Origin of the sequence: Humibacillus xanthopallidus (assembly GCF_006716675.1) — a bacterium.
Taxonomy (GTDB): Bacteria; Actinomycetota; Actinomycetes; order Actinomycetales; family Dermatophilaceae; genus Humibacillus; species Humibacillus xanthopallidus_B.
On record NZ_VFPM01000004.1, the window covers coordinates 96,811 to 111,863 of the forward strand.

18 protein-coding genes are annotated in these 15,053 nt (G+C 72.5%); 10 read left to right on the forward strand and 8 right to left on the reverse strand.

Annotation, left to right across the window (positions count from 1 at the left end):
• Nucleotides 1-146 precede the first annotated feature (146 nt).
• The 5 genes from FBY41_RS20015 to FBY41_RS20035 all read left to right on the forward strand — a co-directional run bounded on the left by FBY41_RS20015 (nucleotide 147) and on the right by FBY41_RS20035 (nucleotide 3,934).
• Nucleotides 147-518: a VOC family protein gene (locus FBY41_RS20015; RefSeq protein WP_141846488.1), complete on the forward strand. Its 372-nt coding sequence runs from the start codon at nucleotides 147-149 to the stop codon at nucleotides 516-518.
• Between the two features lie 136 nt (nucleotides 519-654).
• Entirely contained in the window at nucleotides 655-1,041 is a 387-nt protein-coding gene (locus FBY41_RS20020; protein ID WP_141846490.1) for a YciI family protein, read from the forward strand.
• Nucleotides 1,042-1,043: 2 nt separating this feature from the next.
• Nucleotides 1,044-2,282, forward strand: a complete 1,239-nt coding sequence (locus tag FBY41_RS20025; RefSeq protein WP_141846492.1) for an RNA polymerase sigma factor — start codon at nucleotides 1,044-1,046, stop codon at nucleotides 2,280-2,282.
• Between the two features lie 32 nt (nucleotides 2,283-2,314).
• Nucleotides 2,315-3,283, forward strand: a complete 969-nt coding sequence (locus FBY41_RS20030) for an alpha/beta fold hydrolase (RefSeq protein ID WP_141846494.1) — start codon at nucleotides 2,315-2,317, stop codon at nucleotides 3,281-3,283.
• Between the two features lie 33 nt (nucleotides 3,284-3,316).
• The gene (locus FBY41_RS20035; RefSeq protein ID WP_141846496.1) at nucleotides 3,317-3,934 is read left to right on the forward strand and encodes a class I SAM-dependent methyltransferase; all 618 of its coding nucleotides are present in this window, start codon (nucleotides 3,317-3,319) and stop codon (nucleotides 3,932-3,934) included.
• A 76-nt stretch (nucleotides 3,935-4,010) separates the two neighbouring features.
• Here FBY41_RS20035 and FBY41_RS20040 read toward each other — a convergent pair whose 3' ends face one another.
• Entirely contained in the window at nucleotides 4,011-4,226 is a 216-nt protein-coding gene (locus FBY41_RS20040; protein WP_141846498.1) for a sigma factor-like helix-turn-helix DNA-binding protein, read from the reverse strand.
• A 157-nt stretch (nucleotides 4,227-4,383) separates the two neighbouring features.
• On the opposite strand from FBY41_RS20040, the gene FBY41_RS20045 reads away from it, so the two are divergent.
• From FBY41_RS20045 to FBY41_RS20060, 4 genes are all read left to right on the forward strand, one after another.
• Nucleotides 4,384-4,647 carry a GlsB/YeaQ/YmgE family stress response membrane protein gene (locus FBY41_RS20045; RefSeq protein WP_141846500.1) on the forward strand — a complete coding sequence of 88 codons (264 nt, stop codon included), beginning with the start codon at nucleotides 4,384-4,386 and terminating at the stop codon, nucleotides 4,645-4,647.
• Between the two features lie 51 nt (nucleotides 4,648-4,698).
• Nucleotides 4,699-5,097, forward strand: a complete 399-nt coding sequence (locus tag FBY41_RS23535) for a VOC family protein (protein WP_185749176.1) — start codon at nucleotides 4,699-4,701, stop codon at nucleotides 5,095-5,097.
• Between the two features lie 46 nt (nucleotides 5,098-5,143).
• A complete protein-coding gene (locus tag FBY41_RS20055; protein WP_141846502.1) occupies nucleotides 5,144-5,479 on the forward strand; it encodes a YnfA family protein in 336 nt (111 codons plus the stop codon).
• An 81-nt stretch (nucleotides 5,480-5,560) separates the two neighbouring features.
• Nucleotides 5,561-6,049: a hypothetical protein gene (locus FBY41_RS20060; protein WP_141846504.1), complete on the forward strand. Its 489-nt coding sequence runs from the start codon at nucleotides 5,561-5,563 to the stop codon at nucleotides 6,047-6,049.
• Nucleotides 6,050-6,156: 107 nt separating this feature from the next.
• On the opposite strand, the gene FBY41_RS20065 is transcribed toward FBY41_RS20060, so the two are convergent.
• From FBY41_RS20065 to FBY41_RS20090, 6 genes are all read right to left on the reverse strand, one after another.
• Complete coding sequence (locus tag FBY41_RS20065) at nucleotides 6,157-7,440, reverse strand: SAM-dependent methyltransferase (protein ID WP_141846506.1); 1,284 nt, start codon at nucleotides 7,438-7,440, stop codon at nucleotides 6,157-6,159.
• Nucleotides 7,437-8,885, reverse strand: a complete 1,449-nt coding sequence (locus FBY41_RS20070; RefSeq protein WP_260439938.1) for an FAD-binding oxidoreductase — start codon at nucleotides 8,883-8,885, stop codon at nucleotides 7,437-7,439. Before FBY41_RS20070 ends, FBY41_RS20065 begins: the two co-directional genes overlap by 4 nt.
• An 80-nt stretch (nucleotides 8,886-8,965) precedes the next feature.
• Nucleotides 8,966-9,592 carry a LysE family translocator gene (locus tag FBY41_RS20075; RefSeq protein ID WP_141846508.1) on the reverse strand — a complete coding sequence of 209 codons (627 nt, stop codon included), beginning with the start codon at nucleotides 9,590-9,592 and terminating at the stop codon, nucleotides 8,966-8,968.
• A 31-nt stretch (nucleotides 9,593-9,623) separates the two neighbouring features.
• Nucleotides 9,624-10,907 (reverse strand): DUF6596 domain-containing protein, encoded by a 1,284-nt coding sequence (locus tag FBY41_RS20080; protein WP_141846510.1) that lies wholly within the window; start codon nucleotides 10,905-10,907, stop codon nucleotides 9,624-9,626.
• Entirely contained in the window at nucleotides 10,908-11,345 is a 438-nt protein-coding gene (locus FBY41_RS20085; RefSeq protein WP_141846512.1) for a YciI family protein, read from the reverse strand.
• 125 nt (nucleotides 11,346-11,470) lie between these two features.
• Nucleotides 11,471-12,802 (reverse strand): GTP pyrophosphokinase, encoded by a 1,332-nt coding sequence (locus FBY41_RS20090; RefSeq protein ID WP_311769425.1) that lies wholly within the window; start codon nucleotides 12,800-12,802, stop codon nucleotides 11,471-11,473.
• A 322-nt stretch (nucleotides 12,803-13,124) separates the two neighbouring features.
• On the opposite strand from FBY41_RS20090, the gene FBY41_RS20095 reads away from it, so the two are divergent.
• Nucleotides 13,125-13,760, forward strand: a complete 636-nt coding sequence (locus tag FBY41_RS20095) for a GNAT family N-acetyltransferase (RefSeq protein ID WP_221629369.1) — start codon at nucleotides 13,125-13,127, stop codon at nucleotides 13,758-13,760.
• Here the strand turns inward: FBY41_RS20095 and FBY41_RS20100 are convergent.
• A complete protein-coding gene (locus tag FBY41_RS20100; RefSeq protein ID WP_141846514.1) occupies nucleotides 13,669-15,024 on the reverse strand; it encodes an amino acid permease in 1,356 nt (451 codons plus the stop codon). The two genes, FBY41_RS20095 and FBY41_RS20100, sit on opposite strands and share 92 nt — an antisense overlap.
• Nucleotides 15,025-15,053 lie beyond the last annotated feature (29 nt).

The following is a 15,053-nucleotide window of genomic DNA, read 5'->3' on the forward strand; positions in this document are numbered from 1 at the left end:
CCCGGCGCTCCGAGCGCCCGGGGCCGAGGGGGCGTGGTCGCTGCGCGCGACCGCGCCCCTTCGGCGCACCCGGCCTTCCGGCACACCCGGCCTCGCGGCAGACCTGCCTCTCGACGGGTCTCCAAAGACGGGGCTACCGTGCGGGGATGACGCTCGTGCAGATCGCCCAGCACGCCGAGGACCTCGAGCGCGCGACCGCGTTCTACGCCGACCTGCTCGGCGCTGGGCCCGTCGCCACCTTCGACCCGCCGGGCCTCGTCTTCTTCGACCTCGGCGGCGTGCGCCTCCTGCTCGACCGGGCCGCGCCGAGCGCCCTGCACTACCTGTCCGTCGACGACATCGACGCGACGGTCGAGCGCCTTCGCCGTGCGGGTGCACCCGTCGAGGCCGAACCCCACGTCATCTTCGCCCACGAGGACGACTCGCTCGGGCCCGCGGGCACCGACGAGTGGATGGCGTTCGTCAGGGACAGCGAAAGCAACCTCGTGGGCCTCGTCGAGCAGCGTCCGCGGCCCTGACCGGAAGCGGTCGGACGCAACTGTCGATCGCAGCTGTCGATCGCGCCGGGTCTCGTTCGTGTAGAGGGTGAGCGGCGACCGTCCCGGCGCCGTCACCTCACCGCCACACCATCCGGCACGAGCACCAGGAGCGACCATGGACACCACGCGGACCTACCTCATCAGCCTCTTCTCCGGCGACGGCCCCCCGCCGCCGGAGGTCGACCTCGCGGCGATCATGGCCGAGCTCGAGAAGATCAACGACGACATCCGTGCCGCTGGCGGCTGGGTCTTCGCCGGCGGTCTCGCGGCCACCTCGTCGGCCACGGTGGTGCGCAAGCCCGACGCCGTCAGCGACGCGCTGCTCACCGACGGCCCGTTCATCGAGGCCAAGGAGCACCTCGGCGGCATCTCGATCGTGCGCGCGGCCGACTACGACGTCGCACTCGGGTGGGCCGAGCGCATCGCCGGAGCCACGGGCCTCACCGTCGAGATCCGCCCCTTCGAGCAGGGCGGCCCGGGTCAGCAGCCGACGACGGAGTGAGCATGCCCGATCCCGCCGGTCGGCCCCCGGTGACGAGCGCCGACATCGCCCGTGTCTTCCGCGCGGAGCACGGGCGGGCGGTGGCGGTCCTCATCCGCGCCCTCGGTGACATCGACCTCGCCGAGGACGCCGTGCAGGACGCCTTCGCCGTGGCGGTCGCGCGCTGGCCCCGAGACGGTATGCCGCCCAGCCCCGCCGGCTGGATCATCACCACCGCGCGTCGCCGGGCCATCGACCGGCTGCGCCGGGAGGCCAGTCGCGACGCGCGTCAGTCGGAGGCGGCGTTGATCGCCGCTCCGGACGAGCCCCGAGAGGAGGGTCCCGTGCGCGACGAGCGACTCCGCCTCGTCTTCACCTGCTGCCACCCGGCCCTGTCGAGGGAGGCCCAGGTGGCACTGACACTCCGCCTCCTGGGCGGCCTCACGACAGCGGAGATCGCCCGGGCCTTCCTCGTCCCCGAGGCGACCATGGCGCAGCGGATCGTCAGGGCCAAGAGGAAGATTCGCGACGTGGGCATCCCCTATCGGGTGCCTCGAGACGCTGACCTGCCGCCCCGCGTCACCTCGGTGCTCTCGGTCGTCTACCTCGTCTTCACCGAGGGCCACACGGCGACCTCGGGCAGCGAGCTGGGGCGCCCCGACCTCGCGGCCGAGGCGATCCGGCTCGGCCGCGCCGTCGTCGAGCTCATGCCCGACGAGCCGGAGGCGAAGGGGCTGCTCGCCCTCATGCTGCTCACCGAGGCACGGCGCCCGGCCCGCACCGACGCGGCGGGCGAGCCGGTGCTGCTCGCCGACCAGGACCGGGCCTGCTGGGATGCCGCGCTCGTCGCCGAGGGCCATGCCCTCGTGCGGGAATGCCTGCGGCGCAACGCTCCCGGGCCGTTCCAGATCCAGGCAGCGATCAACGCGGTGCACACCGACGCCGCGACGGCGTCGGACACCGACTGGGTGCAGGTCGTGGCGCTCTACGACCAGCTTCTCGAGGTGTTCCCGACCGACGTCGTGCGACTCAACCGGGCCGTGGCCGTGGCTGAGGTGGAGGGGGCTGCCTCGGGGCTCGGGCTCGTCGAGGGGCTCGACCTCGGCGGCTACCCCGCGTTCCACGTCGTGCGAGCCGACCTGCTCGCACGGCTCGGCCGGTCAGCGGAGGCGGCAGCCGCGCTCGACCGCGCCAGGTCGCTCACCGCCAACCGGGTCGAGGAGCGGCTCATCGGGCTGCGGGCTGCGCGGCACGACGCCTGACGAGCCTCAGGTCCGGCGGGTAGGTTGCGCCCATGTCGAGCCAGCAGTCCTTCGAGCCGCACGCCGCGAGCGCGGCCCAGCCCCTCGACCTCGCGGCACCGTGGGGCGCACCCAGCCGGTCGGTCGACCTCGACGGCCCGGTCCACTACGTCGACTTCGGCGGCCCGGACGGGTGCGACGACCCTGACGCACCGTCGCCGGTCGTCCTCGTGCACGGACTCGGCGGCTCCCACCTCAACTGGGTCGGCATCGGACCGGCGCTCGCGCGGACGCGGCGCGTCGTGGCCCTCGACCTCGCCGGCTTCGGGCTGACGCCCTCACTCGGCCGGTCGACGTCGGTGCACCACAACGCGGCGCTGCTGAGCCGCTTCGTCCACCGGGTGCTCGGGCGGCCGGCGGTCCTCGTCGGCAACTCGATGGGCGGCATGGTCTCGCTCCTGCTCGCCGACCGTCGTCCCGAGCAGGTCGCGGGTCTCGGACTCATCGACCCCGCGCTGCCGATCGCGCGACAGCGTCAGGACCCCCAGGTCGCAGCCACCTTCGCGCTGTATGCCGTGCCGCGGGTCGGCGAGGCCGTGCTCACGCGCTACACCGCCCGCTACTCCGACCGTCAGCGGGTCCTCGGCACCATCGCGCTCTGCTTCGCCGATCCCTCCCGCGCCGACGACGACCTCATCGGCGCGAGCGTGCAGCTCGCCGCCTGGCGCCGCACCATGCCCGCGCCGGAGGCGGACTTCCTCGGTGCCGCCCGCTCGCTCCTCGCGGTGCTCCGCCGCCCGCGGCGCTACGACGCGCTCATCGCGGGCATCGACCGGCCGGTGCTGCTCGTGCACGGCGAGGACGACCGTCTCGTGCCGGTGGCGGCAGCCCGACGGACCGCGACGCTCAACCCGAGCTGGCGCACGGCATACCTCGACGGCGTCGGGCACACGCCCCAGCTCGAGGTGCCGGGAGACGTGCTCGGCGTCCTCGAGCCCTGGCTCGACAGCGTCGCCACCTGAGCGCGCTCACCACGGGCGAGCACAATGAGTCCCATGGATGCGAACGCGTGGAACGAGCGGTATGCCGCCTCCGAGCTCGTCTGGTCGGCTGAGCCCAACCGCTTCGTCGCCGAGCTCGTCGGACCGCTGGAGCCCGGCAGCGCAGCCGACATCGCCGCGGGCGAGGGTCGCAACGCGATCTGGCTCGTCGAGCAGGGCTGGACGGTGCTCGCCACGGACTACTCCGACGTCGCGATCAGCCGCCTGCGCGACCGGGCTGCGTCGGTGCTCGGTGACCGGGCCGACCGCCTGACCGCGGTCGTGGCGGACGCCACCCTTCCCGTCCCGGGGGCAGGTGGGCACGACCTCGTCCTCTTCTCCTACCTCCAGCTGCCAGCCGAGCAGATGCGAGCCGCCCTTCGCGCCGGCCTTGAGGCGGTGCGCCCGGGTGGGCGCCTCGTCGTCGTCGGCCACGCGGGTCGCAACCTCGAGCACGGCTGGGGTGGTCCGAGCGAGCGGTCGGTCCTCTACGACCCCGAGGAGGTGCTCGCCCATCTCGACCTCGACGCCGCGGGAGCCCAGGTCGAGGTGGCCGAGATCCGCGTCCGACCGGTCGACACCGACGAGGGTCCCCGCGAAGCGCTCGACACCGTCGTCGTCCTCCGCCGCTGACCGGAGGCTCCCCGCCCACATGGCGCGGGCACGTGTACCGGCTTGACGGGCTCTCCCCAGCTGTCCACCGACGGGGTCAGCGGCGACCGTACTTCTTGTGGACGGCCTGGCGCGTGACCCCCAGCTGCTCGGCGATCTCGGCCCAGGGCATACCGCCCACGCGTGCGCGGCGCACGACCGCAGCCTCGGTGCGATCGGCGGCGCGGCGCAGCTCGCGAGCTGCTGCGAGCGCCACCCGTGGGTCGTCGTCCCCGGTCGCGCGTGCGATCGTCAGCACCTCGTCCACCTCCACGGGACCTCCAGAAGTTGTCAACGTCAGTTGACACGCTACGTGTCTCACCTTCCGACGTCAACCAAGGTTGACGAAGCGCATTCGGCGAGGGGCGGACATCGACGGCATCACTGGCAGAACCGTGCGCCGTTCACGCGCCGCCACCTATGCTCTGCGCATGCTCATCATCGGCATCATCCTCTTCGGCATGCTCGTCGGCGCCGCGGCTCAGCTCATCCTCGGTCGGGGAAGCAAGGGCATCGACTGGACGATGGCCTTCGTGGCCGGCATCGTCGGCTCCTTCGTCGGCGGTCTGCTCGCCAGCCTCATCGCGGGCGACGGCCTCGAGCTGCGTCCCAGCGGCATCATCGGCTCCATCGTCGGTGCGGTCATCGTCACCGCGATCTGGCGCTGGAGCGCCGCGCGCCGCAAGGTCGGCTGACCCCGCAAACTCCGTGGCGGCGGCGGCGCGCTCCGCGACAGGATGGCGGCCATGGCCCTCGTCCTGTCGCACACGACCGTCAACGCCCTCGATGCCTACCGCCAGTCGGTGTGGTGGGCCGACCTGCTCGGCTACCACGAGGATCCGGACGACCCCAACGAGCCGGCTCACGAGGAGTGCATGATCTTCTCGCCGGACGGGTCCCACCGGATCCTCTTCATCGACGTGCCCGACGCGAAGCAGCTGCGCAACCGCGTGCACTTCGACCTGCGTCCCACCGACCGCCCGCGCGACGAGGAGGTCGAGCGGGTCACCGCTCTCGGGGCCACCGTCGTGCAGGACTGCCGCACCCCTGAGGGGCGGGGCTGGGTCGTCATGGCCGACCCCGAGGGCAACGAGTTCTGCATCCTCCGCAGCGACGACGAGCGCCGCGCAGCCGGCGACCTCTGACCGTCGCGGCGCCGTTCTGGTCGCGCCCCGGTGCGACGATGACCCGGTGACCGTCGCCCGATCGATCCTCCTCTTCGTCGTCGCCGCCTTCGCCGAGATCGGTGGTGCGTGGCTCGTCTGGCAGGGCGTGCGCGAGCACCGCGGCTGGGCCTGGATCGGTGCGGGCGTCATCGCGCTCGGCCTCTACGGCTTCGTCGCCACCCTCCAGCCCGACGCGAGCTTCGGGAGGATCCTCGCGGCATACGGCGGCGTCTTCGTGGCCGGCTCGCTGCTCTGGGGGATGGTCGTCGACGGCTTCCGGCCCGACCGCTGGGACGTCGGCGGAGCGCTGCTCTGTCTGGTCGGCGTGGCCGTCATCATGTATGCGCCACGCCACGGGTGAGTCCATGGCCCGTCTCACGCCCGCTCCCTCTGGACGCCGCGTCGTCGCCGGCGGGATCATGGGAGCAGAGAGGTGGTCATGATGCAGACTCAGCCTGACACCGTTCGGTCCGCCACCACGGGGTCCGAGCTCACCGCCTATCTCGACCAGGTGCGCACCCGTCGCGCCGAGCTGCACGAGTCGTTGAGCGCGGTCGACCTCGCCCTCGAGTCGGCGATCGGGCGAGGTGGCGCCTGGCGAGAGCGGCTGCACGCTGCCCTCGCCGAGCTCGCTCACGACTTCGCCGACCATGTCGAGGTCACCGAGCGACCCGGCGGCATCTACGACCGGATCAGCGCGTCCGCGCCGCGGCTCGTGCCGGCGATCGAGCGGCAGCGCGCCGAGCACCGCGACTTCGTCGAGGCCATCGACGGCTCCCTCGCGATTCTGGAGCACGGCGGCACGATCGCCGACCTGCCCGCCTTCCGCGAGGAGGTGACGACCCTGGTGGGTCGCCTGCGCCGGCACCGTCAGGTCGGCGGCGACATCGTCTACCAGGCCTACGAGGTCGACCTCGGCGGATCCGGCTGACCGTCCGCCGAGCCATCCACCCCCCAATCGAGAGAGCAGTTCGTCGGACGTCTCCTGGCTCGCGTATCACCGGGATGGGCCGACGAACTGCTCTCTCGATTGCCGGGTCAGAAGTCTGACGGCTCGTAGCGCGGTCGAAGCGGGAAGCCGGACACGCCCTCGCTCGTCGTGCGCGACGCCAGCACCTGGTGCAGCTGGATCTCGTTGCGCTCGAAGGCAACTCGAGATCCGGCGAGGTAGAGGCCCCACACCCGCGCTGTGTCGACCCCGGCGAGGGCGACGCAGTCGTCCCAGTTCTTCGACAGGTTGGTGTTCCAGCCGGCGAGGGTCTTCGCGTAGTGCTCGCGGAGGTTCTCGTGGTGACGCACCTCGAAGCCCTCGTCCTCCATCGCCCGCACGATGTCGCCCGACCCGGTGAGCTCGCCGTCGGGGAAGACGTAGCGGTTGATGAAGCCCCGCGAGGGGAGGCCGGCGTGCTGGTTGTCGGGCCGCGTGATGCAGTGGTTGAGCAGCCGCCCCTCGTCGCGCAGGCGCTCGCGCAGGAAGCGGAAGTAGGCGGGGTAGTTCTTGACCCCGATGTGCTCGGTCAGGCCGATCGAGCTCACGGCGTCGAAGCCACGCTCCGTCACGTCGCGGTAGTCGGCGTGCCGCACCTCGGCGCGGTCGCCGAGTCCCTCGGCCTCGATGCGCGCCTGGGCCCAACCGGCCTGCTCCTTCGACAGGGTGACGCCGAGCGCCGTGACGCCGTAGTGCTGCACGGCGTGCCGCACCATGCCGCCCCAGCCGCAGCCGACGTCGAGCAGCCGCATGCCTGGCTCGAGACCGAGCTTGCGGGCCACGAGGTCGTACTTGTACGCCTGGGCGTCCTCGAGGGTCGCAGCATCGCTGGGGTAGCAGGCGCACGTGTAGGTCATCGACGGACCGAGGACGAGCTCGTAGAACTCGTTGCTCACGTCGTAGTGGTGGTGGATCGCCTCGGCATCGCGGGAGCGTGCGTGCCGCAGCCCGTGGCTGAGGCGCCGCAGCGGGCTGGGCGCCTCGACGGCGGGCAGCTCTGGCACGCGCAGGCCCGAGCGACCGACGAACGCCGCGAGCTCGGCGACGTCGCGCGGGCCGAGGCGCCGGGGCACGAGCCCGCCGGCGACGAGCCGCAGGACCTCGTAGGGGTCGCCCTCGTCGAGGCCGTCGATCTCGAGGTCACCCATGAGGTAGGCCCGGGCGAGGCCGAGGTCGCCCGGTGCCGTGAGGAGGTAGTTGAGGCCACGAGCGCTCTTGAGACGCATCACCCGCCCCGACGGCATGCCTCCCGTCGAGCCGTCGAAGGCCACGAGCCGGAAGGGAGTCTCCGCACCGAAGATCCGATCGAATGCCGCGCCCACCGTCATCGTCATCTTGCCTGCACCGCCTTCTCGTAGAGGGTCGCGAACCGCCCGTCGGGGTCGTAGCGCCGTTTGACGGGCCGGTATGCCGCGTCGCCGTAGAGCCGGGCGAAGGTGGCCTCGTCGTAGTAGGCGTCCGAGTAGAGCGACTTGTGTCCGCCGAGGTCGGTGACCTGTCGCTCGATGGCGCGGTTGACATCACCGTCGGCTGCGCCGGGCGCGACGGGGACGGTCGACCAGAAGCCGACGTTGACGTAGCGCTCGTCACGGCGCATCGGGTAGAGGGGCCACGGCGGGTCGTCGCCGGGGTCGTCGTGCCGGCCGTGTGTATCGGGACGGAGCTGGATGGGGCAGAGCCAGATCGGCTCGATCGGCACCTCGCGCAGGAACCACGACACGAAGTCGGCCGTGCGGTGCAGGGGGATCTCGACGTCCTGGACGACCCGCTCGTTCGGTGGGCGGCCGCGCCAGCGGTCGATCCGGCCCATCACGTGGTGCCGGTTCTCGAGGGCGACGATGCGCCAGTAGACGTCGCTGCGGAGCAGGTGGCGCGGCCAGAGCCGGCGCACGGCCGGGACCTGCGCCCCGAAGGCACGGCTGCACCAGAACCAGTCGGTGTCCCACCGCCAGAGGTAGTCGTGCGCGGTGAGCACGTCGCGGCGCCGGGTCTGGATCGAGCGGTAGAAGATGTCGTCACCGGTGTAGTCGCTCGGACGCACCCGCCCCTCGAGGTCGTCGGTCCACCGGGCGAGGGTCAGGTAGGACTCGGTCGCACTGAAGACGACGCCGTCGACGAAGTCGACCCGCTCTCCCGCGTGGGCCCGGGTCGTCATCACCGCGTCGACGACGTCCTGCAGGGCCGCGACCGACGGGAAGCGCACGTGGCGGAGGCTGACGTAGGGCAGCGCCGGCTCGAGCTCGATGACGAGGTCGAGGGCGTAGCCGAGCGAGCCGTAGGAGTTCGGGAACGTGCGGAAGAGGTCCGCGTGCTCTCCGTCCGGGGTCGCGGTGACGACCTCGCCGGTGCCGGTGAGGATGCGCATCTCGAGGACCGACTCGTGCGGTAGCCCGTTGCGGAAGGAGGCGGCCTCGATGCCGAGACCCGTCACCGCGCCGCCGATCGTGATGGTGCGCAGCTGGGGCACGACGAGCGGCACGAAGCCGTGTGGCAGCAGCTCGTCGACGAGCTGCTCGTAGGTCGTGAGGCCCCCGACCCGTGCCGTGCGGGCCACCGCATCGACCTCGATGACGCCCTGCAGGGCCGACAGGTCGAGGCCCGGAGCCGTCGCTGCAGCGCGTGTGCGGAAGAGGTTGGACGTGCGCTTCGCGAGGCGGACCGGCTGGTCGGGCGGCAGGGCGGCATACGCCGCGGCGGCCTCTGCGACGGCTCGCTCGTGCTGACGGGCCCGTGCGTGCGTGTCCGACGGGCCCGTCAGCACCGGCGAAACGAAGGTCACCCCTCCGTCATATCAAAGGCGCGAGGCCGGTGTGACAGAGATCGACTGGGGATTGACTGGGTTTTGCCTGAGTGTTGCGGCTACTCGCGGGCGAGCAGGGTCACCCCGAGCCCGACCATCATCGTGCCCCCGGCGGCGCCGAGGCGGTCGAGGCGGTGCGGCTTCCGGGCGAACCAGTCGCGGGCCTTGGAGGCGAGCAGCGCCCAGATGCTGTCGGAGCAGATCGCCATGAGACCGAAGACGAGGCCGAGCACTGCCATCTGGACGCTGACGTGGCCGGCTGCGGTGTTGGTGAACTGCGGCAGGAAGGCGACGAAGAAGAGGATCGTCTTCGGGTTGGTCACCCCGACGACGAAGCCGATGCGCAGTGCGTGCCCCTGGGAGGCCGCAGTCTCGGTCTCGAGCGCCTGGCGCGCCTCGCCCCGGTGCCGGATGGCCTGGATGCCGAGCCAGATGACGTAGGCGGCACCGACGACCTTGATGACCGTGTAGGCGGTGGCGCTCGCGGCGACGACGGCGCCGAGCCCGACGGCGACGAGCAGCACCTGCACCGTCACGCCGATGCCGTTGCCGACGACGGAGAGCAGCGCCTCGCGCCGGCCGACGGTCAGGGCGCGGCCGATGGTGAAGAGCAGACTCGGGCCCGGCACCTGGATGAAGAGGATCGAGGCGACGAGGAAGGCGAGCCACTGGCTGGAGGTGGGCACCGCACCAGTGTGAGGCCGGCGCGGGCGCCGGTCATCCCGTTTCCGAGGGCTGGTCAGGCGCGCCGGAGGCTCGTCGCAGGCAGAAGCGCCGCAGCGGCTCCGCCTCCATGACCTCCGCGAGGTCGCGGTAGAGCGCCGTCGCCTCGTCTCGCCGCCCCGTGCGCCACGCGATGTCGGCGAGCGCCAGGGCAGCGTCCCGGCGGGCGTATGCCGCCGCGCCGGCTTCCAGCGCCCGCAGCTCCCGCTCGACCTCGGCGGTGTCCGCTCCACGGGCGAGGCACCCGTGCGCGGTCGCGGTGAGGCGAGCGACCTGCACGGAGGGTGAGGGCCAGCGCTGCTCGAGCGCGAGGTAGAGCGAGACGATCCGCTCCCAGTCGGTGTCGGCGAAGGTCCGGGCGCTGGAGTGCAGCCCCGCGATCGCGGCTTCGAGGGCGAAGCGTCCGTCGCCGGCCGCAGCCAGGGTCGCATCGGCGAGTCCGGCCCGCAGGAGGGTGAGGTCCCACCGGGTGCGGTCGACCTCGTCGAGGGCGAGCCCCGTGCCCGTCTCGTCGACCCGGCCGGGTCGACGGGCGAGGCCCAGCCGGATCACGGCGCGCAGACCGCGGACCTCGGTGTCGGAGGGGTAGGCCGCGACGACGGCGTCCGCGATGGAGAGCGCCTGACGCCCGGTGTCGGCGACGGCATCGGCCGGGTCGAGCACCGTCCGGTGGGCGACGGTGAACATGCCTGCGACACAGGCGAGGACCACCGGTAGCCGGCGCCGGCGCTCTGACGCGTCGGGGATGTGGAAGCTGCCGCGAGCCTCGCTCAGGGCGCGCTTGGCCCGGGTGAGCCGGGCGGCTGCCGCAGTCTCCTGGATGCCGAGATGGCTCCCGATCTGAGGCACGGTCAGCCCGCAGACGACCCGGAGGGCGAGCACCATGCGCGACGCGGGTGAGATCGCCTCGTCGCAGGCGACGAAGAGCAGGGCGAGCCGGTCGTCGAGGCCCGCGCGGGAGAGGTCGTCGGCATCCATGGCGGTCCGGTCGGTGACGGGGGCGGCCGTGAGGTCCGTGTCGGAGCGGGCGAGCTCGGGGGCGAGCCGCTCGAGGACGGTGCGGCGGCGGGCGTCGTCGAGCCACGCCCGCTTGGCCACCGAGGTGCACCACGCGGCATACGACTCGATCGGCCCGCCGCCGCCGTTCTCGTGCGCGGCGGCCCGCGCGACGGCTTCCGCGGCATACTCCTCCGCGTCGTCGAGGCTGCCGGTGAAGGAGGCGAGGGCGCGCACGATGCGCGGCCACGCCTCCTCGAACTCACCCGGCCCGAGCGGCACTCACATCCCCGTCGGGAAGACCTTGCGCCACTCGATGTGGCCACCGGTCGGCACGAGAGCGGCGACGCGGCGGGCGGTGTCCTCGTCGTCGGTCTCGACGAGGTAGAAGCCGGTGATGACCTCCGCGGTGTCGGCGAACGGCCCGTCGGTGTAGACGGCGTCCTCGACGAGCCGGTCCTTCGGGCCCGGTGTGACGGTGCCGCCGTGGCGCGAGTTCTGCAGGGCGGCCCCGCCGACGATCCGGGCGCCGAGGTCGGCGACCGCCAGCTGGAAGGCCTTGTGCTCGGGGAAGGACGCGTCCATGTCGGCCGGGGCGCCCTCGGCACCCGGCGCGCTCGGGTCCTTGCCGGCAGGGGCAGCACCGGGGTCGGTGCCGTCGAGGAAGGCGTCGGAGTTCCAGTCACCCTCGTGGATCAGGTAGACGTACGTGTCAGCCATGGCAGGCTCCTTCGTGCTCTGGTGCGCCGTGTCGAGATGCGGTCCGAATGACGTGAGCGCTCGTGGCGACCCTCGCCACATCATCCTGACGAACTCGCCCGTCGGGAATCGACACGAGCGCCGGATCAGTCGCGCAGCTTGTGCAGCCGGGTCTCGAGGGAGGCGCGGCGGTGCGCGTTGCCGGGCAGCTCGACGTAGCGCTCGCCGAACGTCGCGAGCAGGGCATCGTCGAGCCGTCGCACGGCGCCCGGCGGGTAGCGGTAGCCCATGCGCAGGTTGAGGTCGGCGCCGTCGACGGGGGCGATGACCTCGGCCAGCTGCTCCACCGACGTGATGCCGAGCTCGAGCAGCAGCCCGGACACCCACGTGTAGTGGTCACCGCGCGACCACCCGGCGTCGGCGTACTTGCCGGCGAGGAACTTGGCGAGGTCCTGGGCGTCGATGCCGCCCCCGCCCCCGGTCTCGTCGGGGTCCGCAGGCCGCTCGGGCAGTGCCTGCTGGAGCCGGTCGCGGATGGCGGAGAACTCGCGGTCGGCGAGCTCGAGCAGGCCGGCGGCGAGGGTGAAGCGCCGGTCGAGGTCGTGGGCGTGCTCCTCGGGCACCGTGCCCTTGTAGCGGATGTCGTGCTCGAACTCGGCCCACGCGTGCTGGAGCACCGTGCGGATCTGCACCGAGGCGCTGCGCCGCCGCAGCGAGGCGTATGCCGCGGGGATCGTCCTGCTTGCGTCGACGGACACGAGCAGGTGGCGGCTCGCATAGCCGAAGCGGCCCGCCCGTGCGGTCTCCTGACCCATGTCGCGGTCGTCGATGACGGCGAGCTCCTCGGCGAGCAGCTTGGCCACGGCAGTGACGTCGTCGGGGACGAAGGTGATGACCCGGACCCCGATCTGGTCGGTGATGTCGACGAGCGGCTGGGGGTGGAGCAGCACGCCGTCGCGGCGCTGCTCGGCCTTGGCGGCAAAGGACTCGACGCTCTTCGTGCGGCCCGTCACCGAGAGGTAGTTGATGCCGGCGTCGTCGAGCAGCTCGCGCACGAGCTGCACGAAGCGCTCGGTGGCCTCTTCGAGCTCCGGGCGCCCGGCGGCATACGCGGCGATGGCTTCGGTGATGACGGAGTCGTGGGGCATGGCGCCATCCTGCCGTGCGCGCCGGTGCTGCGGCGGCGGGACCACCGGCCTCGGAGATCGCTGCCGGGTCCACCAGCGGGCGTTCTCACACTCGCGCGACCAGTTGTACCGGCCGCCCAGCCAGTCAGGGACCTCGCCCACCCGGAGCTCGGCATGGGCCGGGAAGGCCCGGCCTGCCCGGTCGACGAAGGCCACCGAGCCGTCATCCTCCCACCGTGCGCAGGCGGGCTCGAGCTCGGCGAGCTCGCGTTGGCTCAGCTGCCGCGCCTGACGGACGTGGCGCAGCGCGTCAGAGAAGGCGTCTGGCCCGTGGCCCGCTGCGTCGATCATGTGGCGAGCCTGCGGTGGGCAGGTCAGGCGACGGAAGGGCCTGGGTCATTGCTGTGGATGACCGCGTGACCCTGCGCTCTGCGCAGAGGGGGATGTGGACGGGGAGGTGACGGCGACCTGCGGGAGGCGGTCCCGGAGTCGACGCGCGCGTGGTGGTGTGAGCTGGTCGCTCTGCGTTGAGTCGCTGCGTGACTCAGCCCGGCTCCCCTGGAGCCGGACCCGGTCCGGGTCGCCGCGACTGGGGCGAGCTGAGTCGTGTGGTGACTCATTGCAGAGGGGGCCGGAGACTCTCCTGTGGCAGATGCCACCGCCCGATACCTGCGTGCCCGCGAGGCCCGTCGTGCGCAGCGCAATGTGGATGACGGCGGTCGCCCGGCCGTGCGAGCGTGACCTCATGCACGTCGAGACCCCTCGCCTGATCGTCCGCCCGTGGAGCCACGACGAGGCCGAGCGCCTCCTCGACATCCAGAGCCGCCTCGAGGTCGTGAAGTGGCTCGGCGACGGCGAGCCGGTGCTCATGAAGGACCTCGACGAGGCACACGAGCGGATCGATCGCTACCACCGCAGGAGCGAGAGCCCGCCGCTCGGCTTCTGGGCCGTCGAGGTGCGCGCGACGGCAGACGAGCCGGGCCGGATCGCCGGGTCCGTCATCCTCCTGACGCTGCCGAACGACGACCACGGCGAGGTCGAGATCGGCTGGCACCTGCACCCAGACTCGTGGGGCAGGGGCTACGCCACCGAGGCCGCAGCAGCAGTCATGCAGCACGGCTTCGACGGGGGGCTGCCCGAGATCTTCGCCCTCACGCACACCGACAACGAGCCCTCCAAGGCCGTGTGTCGCCGCCTCGGCATGGACGATCTCGGCATCATCGAGAAGTACTACGAGGGTGAGTCGTGCCTCTTCCGGATGACGCCGGAGCAGTGGTCCGCCACCGGTGGTAGAGCAGCGACAGGCTGACGATCCCCAGCGCCCACAGCGCGTGGAGTCCGTTGGCGACCAGCAGCCCGAGGACGCTGACGAAGGCGACGCCAGCGGTCCACCACGGGGCAGACCACCGTCGTAGCAGCCTCAGAGCCGACGCCGTGCCGAGCACGTAGACGAGCGTGAAGCATCCGGTGGCCAGCAGCATGAGGGGTGTCAGGCCGATGCCGAGAGCCGCCGTGACGAGCAGCGACAGCGTCGCCGCTGCGGCGATGACGACGACGCCGCGCCGGGGGACCTCGCCCGCCCCCGAGCCGGGGGCGAGCCAGCCTGGCAGGGCGCCTTCACGTGCCAGCGCCGCGGCGAGCCGGGAGCCACCGGCGAAGTAGGCGTTCATCGCCCCCAGCGTCAGGAGCACGGCGACGACAGCCGTCACCACGCGGGCCTGGTCGCCCACCGCGATGGCGAGCAGGTCCGAGAGCGGCGCCTGGCTGCGGCCGGCGTCCGCGCCGAGCACGAGGATGCTCGTCGCGGCCAGTCCCATGTAGAGCACACCGATGACGACCACCGCCAGGGCAGTCGCCCGCGGCACGTCGCGCCGGGGGTCGCGGTACTCCCCGGCGAGCGAGGCCACGGCCTCCCATCCGGCGAAACCCCAGACGAGCACGGCGGCGGCGGACCCCACGGCGCCCCAGCCGTTGGGTGCGAACGGCGTGAGGGACGCAGTGCTGCCGTGCGGCAGTGCGAGAGCCATCGTGGCGGTCATCAGCAGGGCCAGCACCGCGGCGAGCACGAGCTGCACCCGGCCGGAGAGGCGCAGCCCCGCGATGTTCAGCCCGGCCGTGCCGAGGATCAGGGCCAGGGCGACGCCGAGCGCCGTGCCCCGTCCGCCCCCGACGACGTCCGCCACGTAGCCGCCGGCCATCATCGACGCCGGCGGCGCCCCGACCGGCACGGCGAAGACGAAGCACCAGCCCACCGCCGCGGCTGCGCGGTCGCCGAAGGCCGCCCGGACGTAGGTGGACACGCCCCCCGAGTCGGGGTAGCGCGACCCGAGGGCGGCGAAGGTGCTCGCCAACGGCACGGAGAGCACGATGAGTGCGCCCCACGCCACGAGCGAGGCCGGCCCCGCAAGGTCTGCGGCCAGCGCCGGCAGGGTGATGACCCCCGTGCCGAGAACGGCCCCGACCGACAGCGCGGTCCCCTGGGCGAGCGAGAGCGCACCGCGGTGGGTGGTGGGCACGTGGCCGGTGGGCGCGGCAGGTCCATGGCTCGTCGCGAGTCCGTCGGTCGTCGTCACGGGTCGAGCCTGCCGTCCCAGTGGCCCGC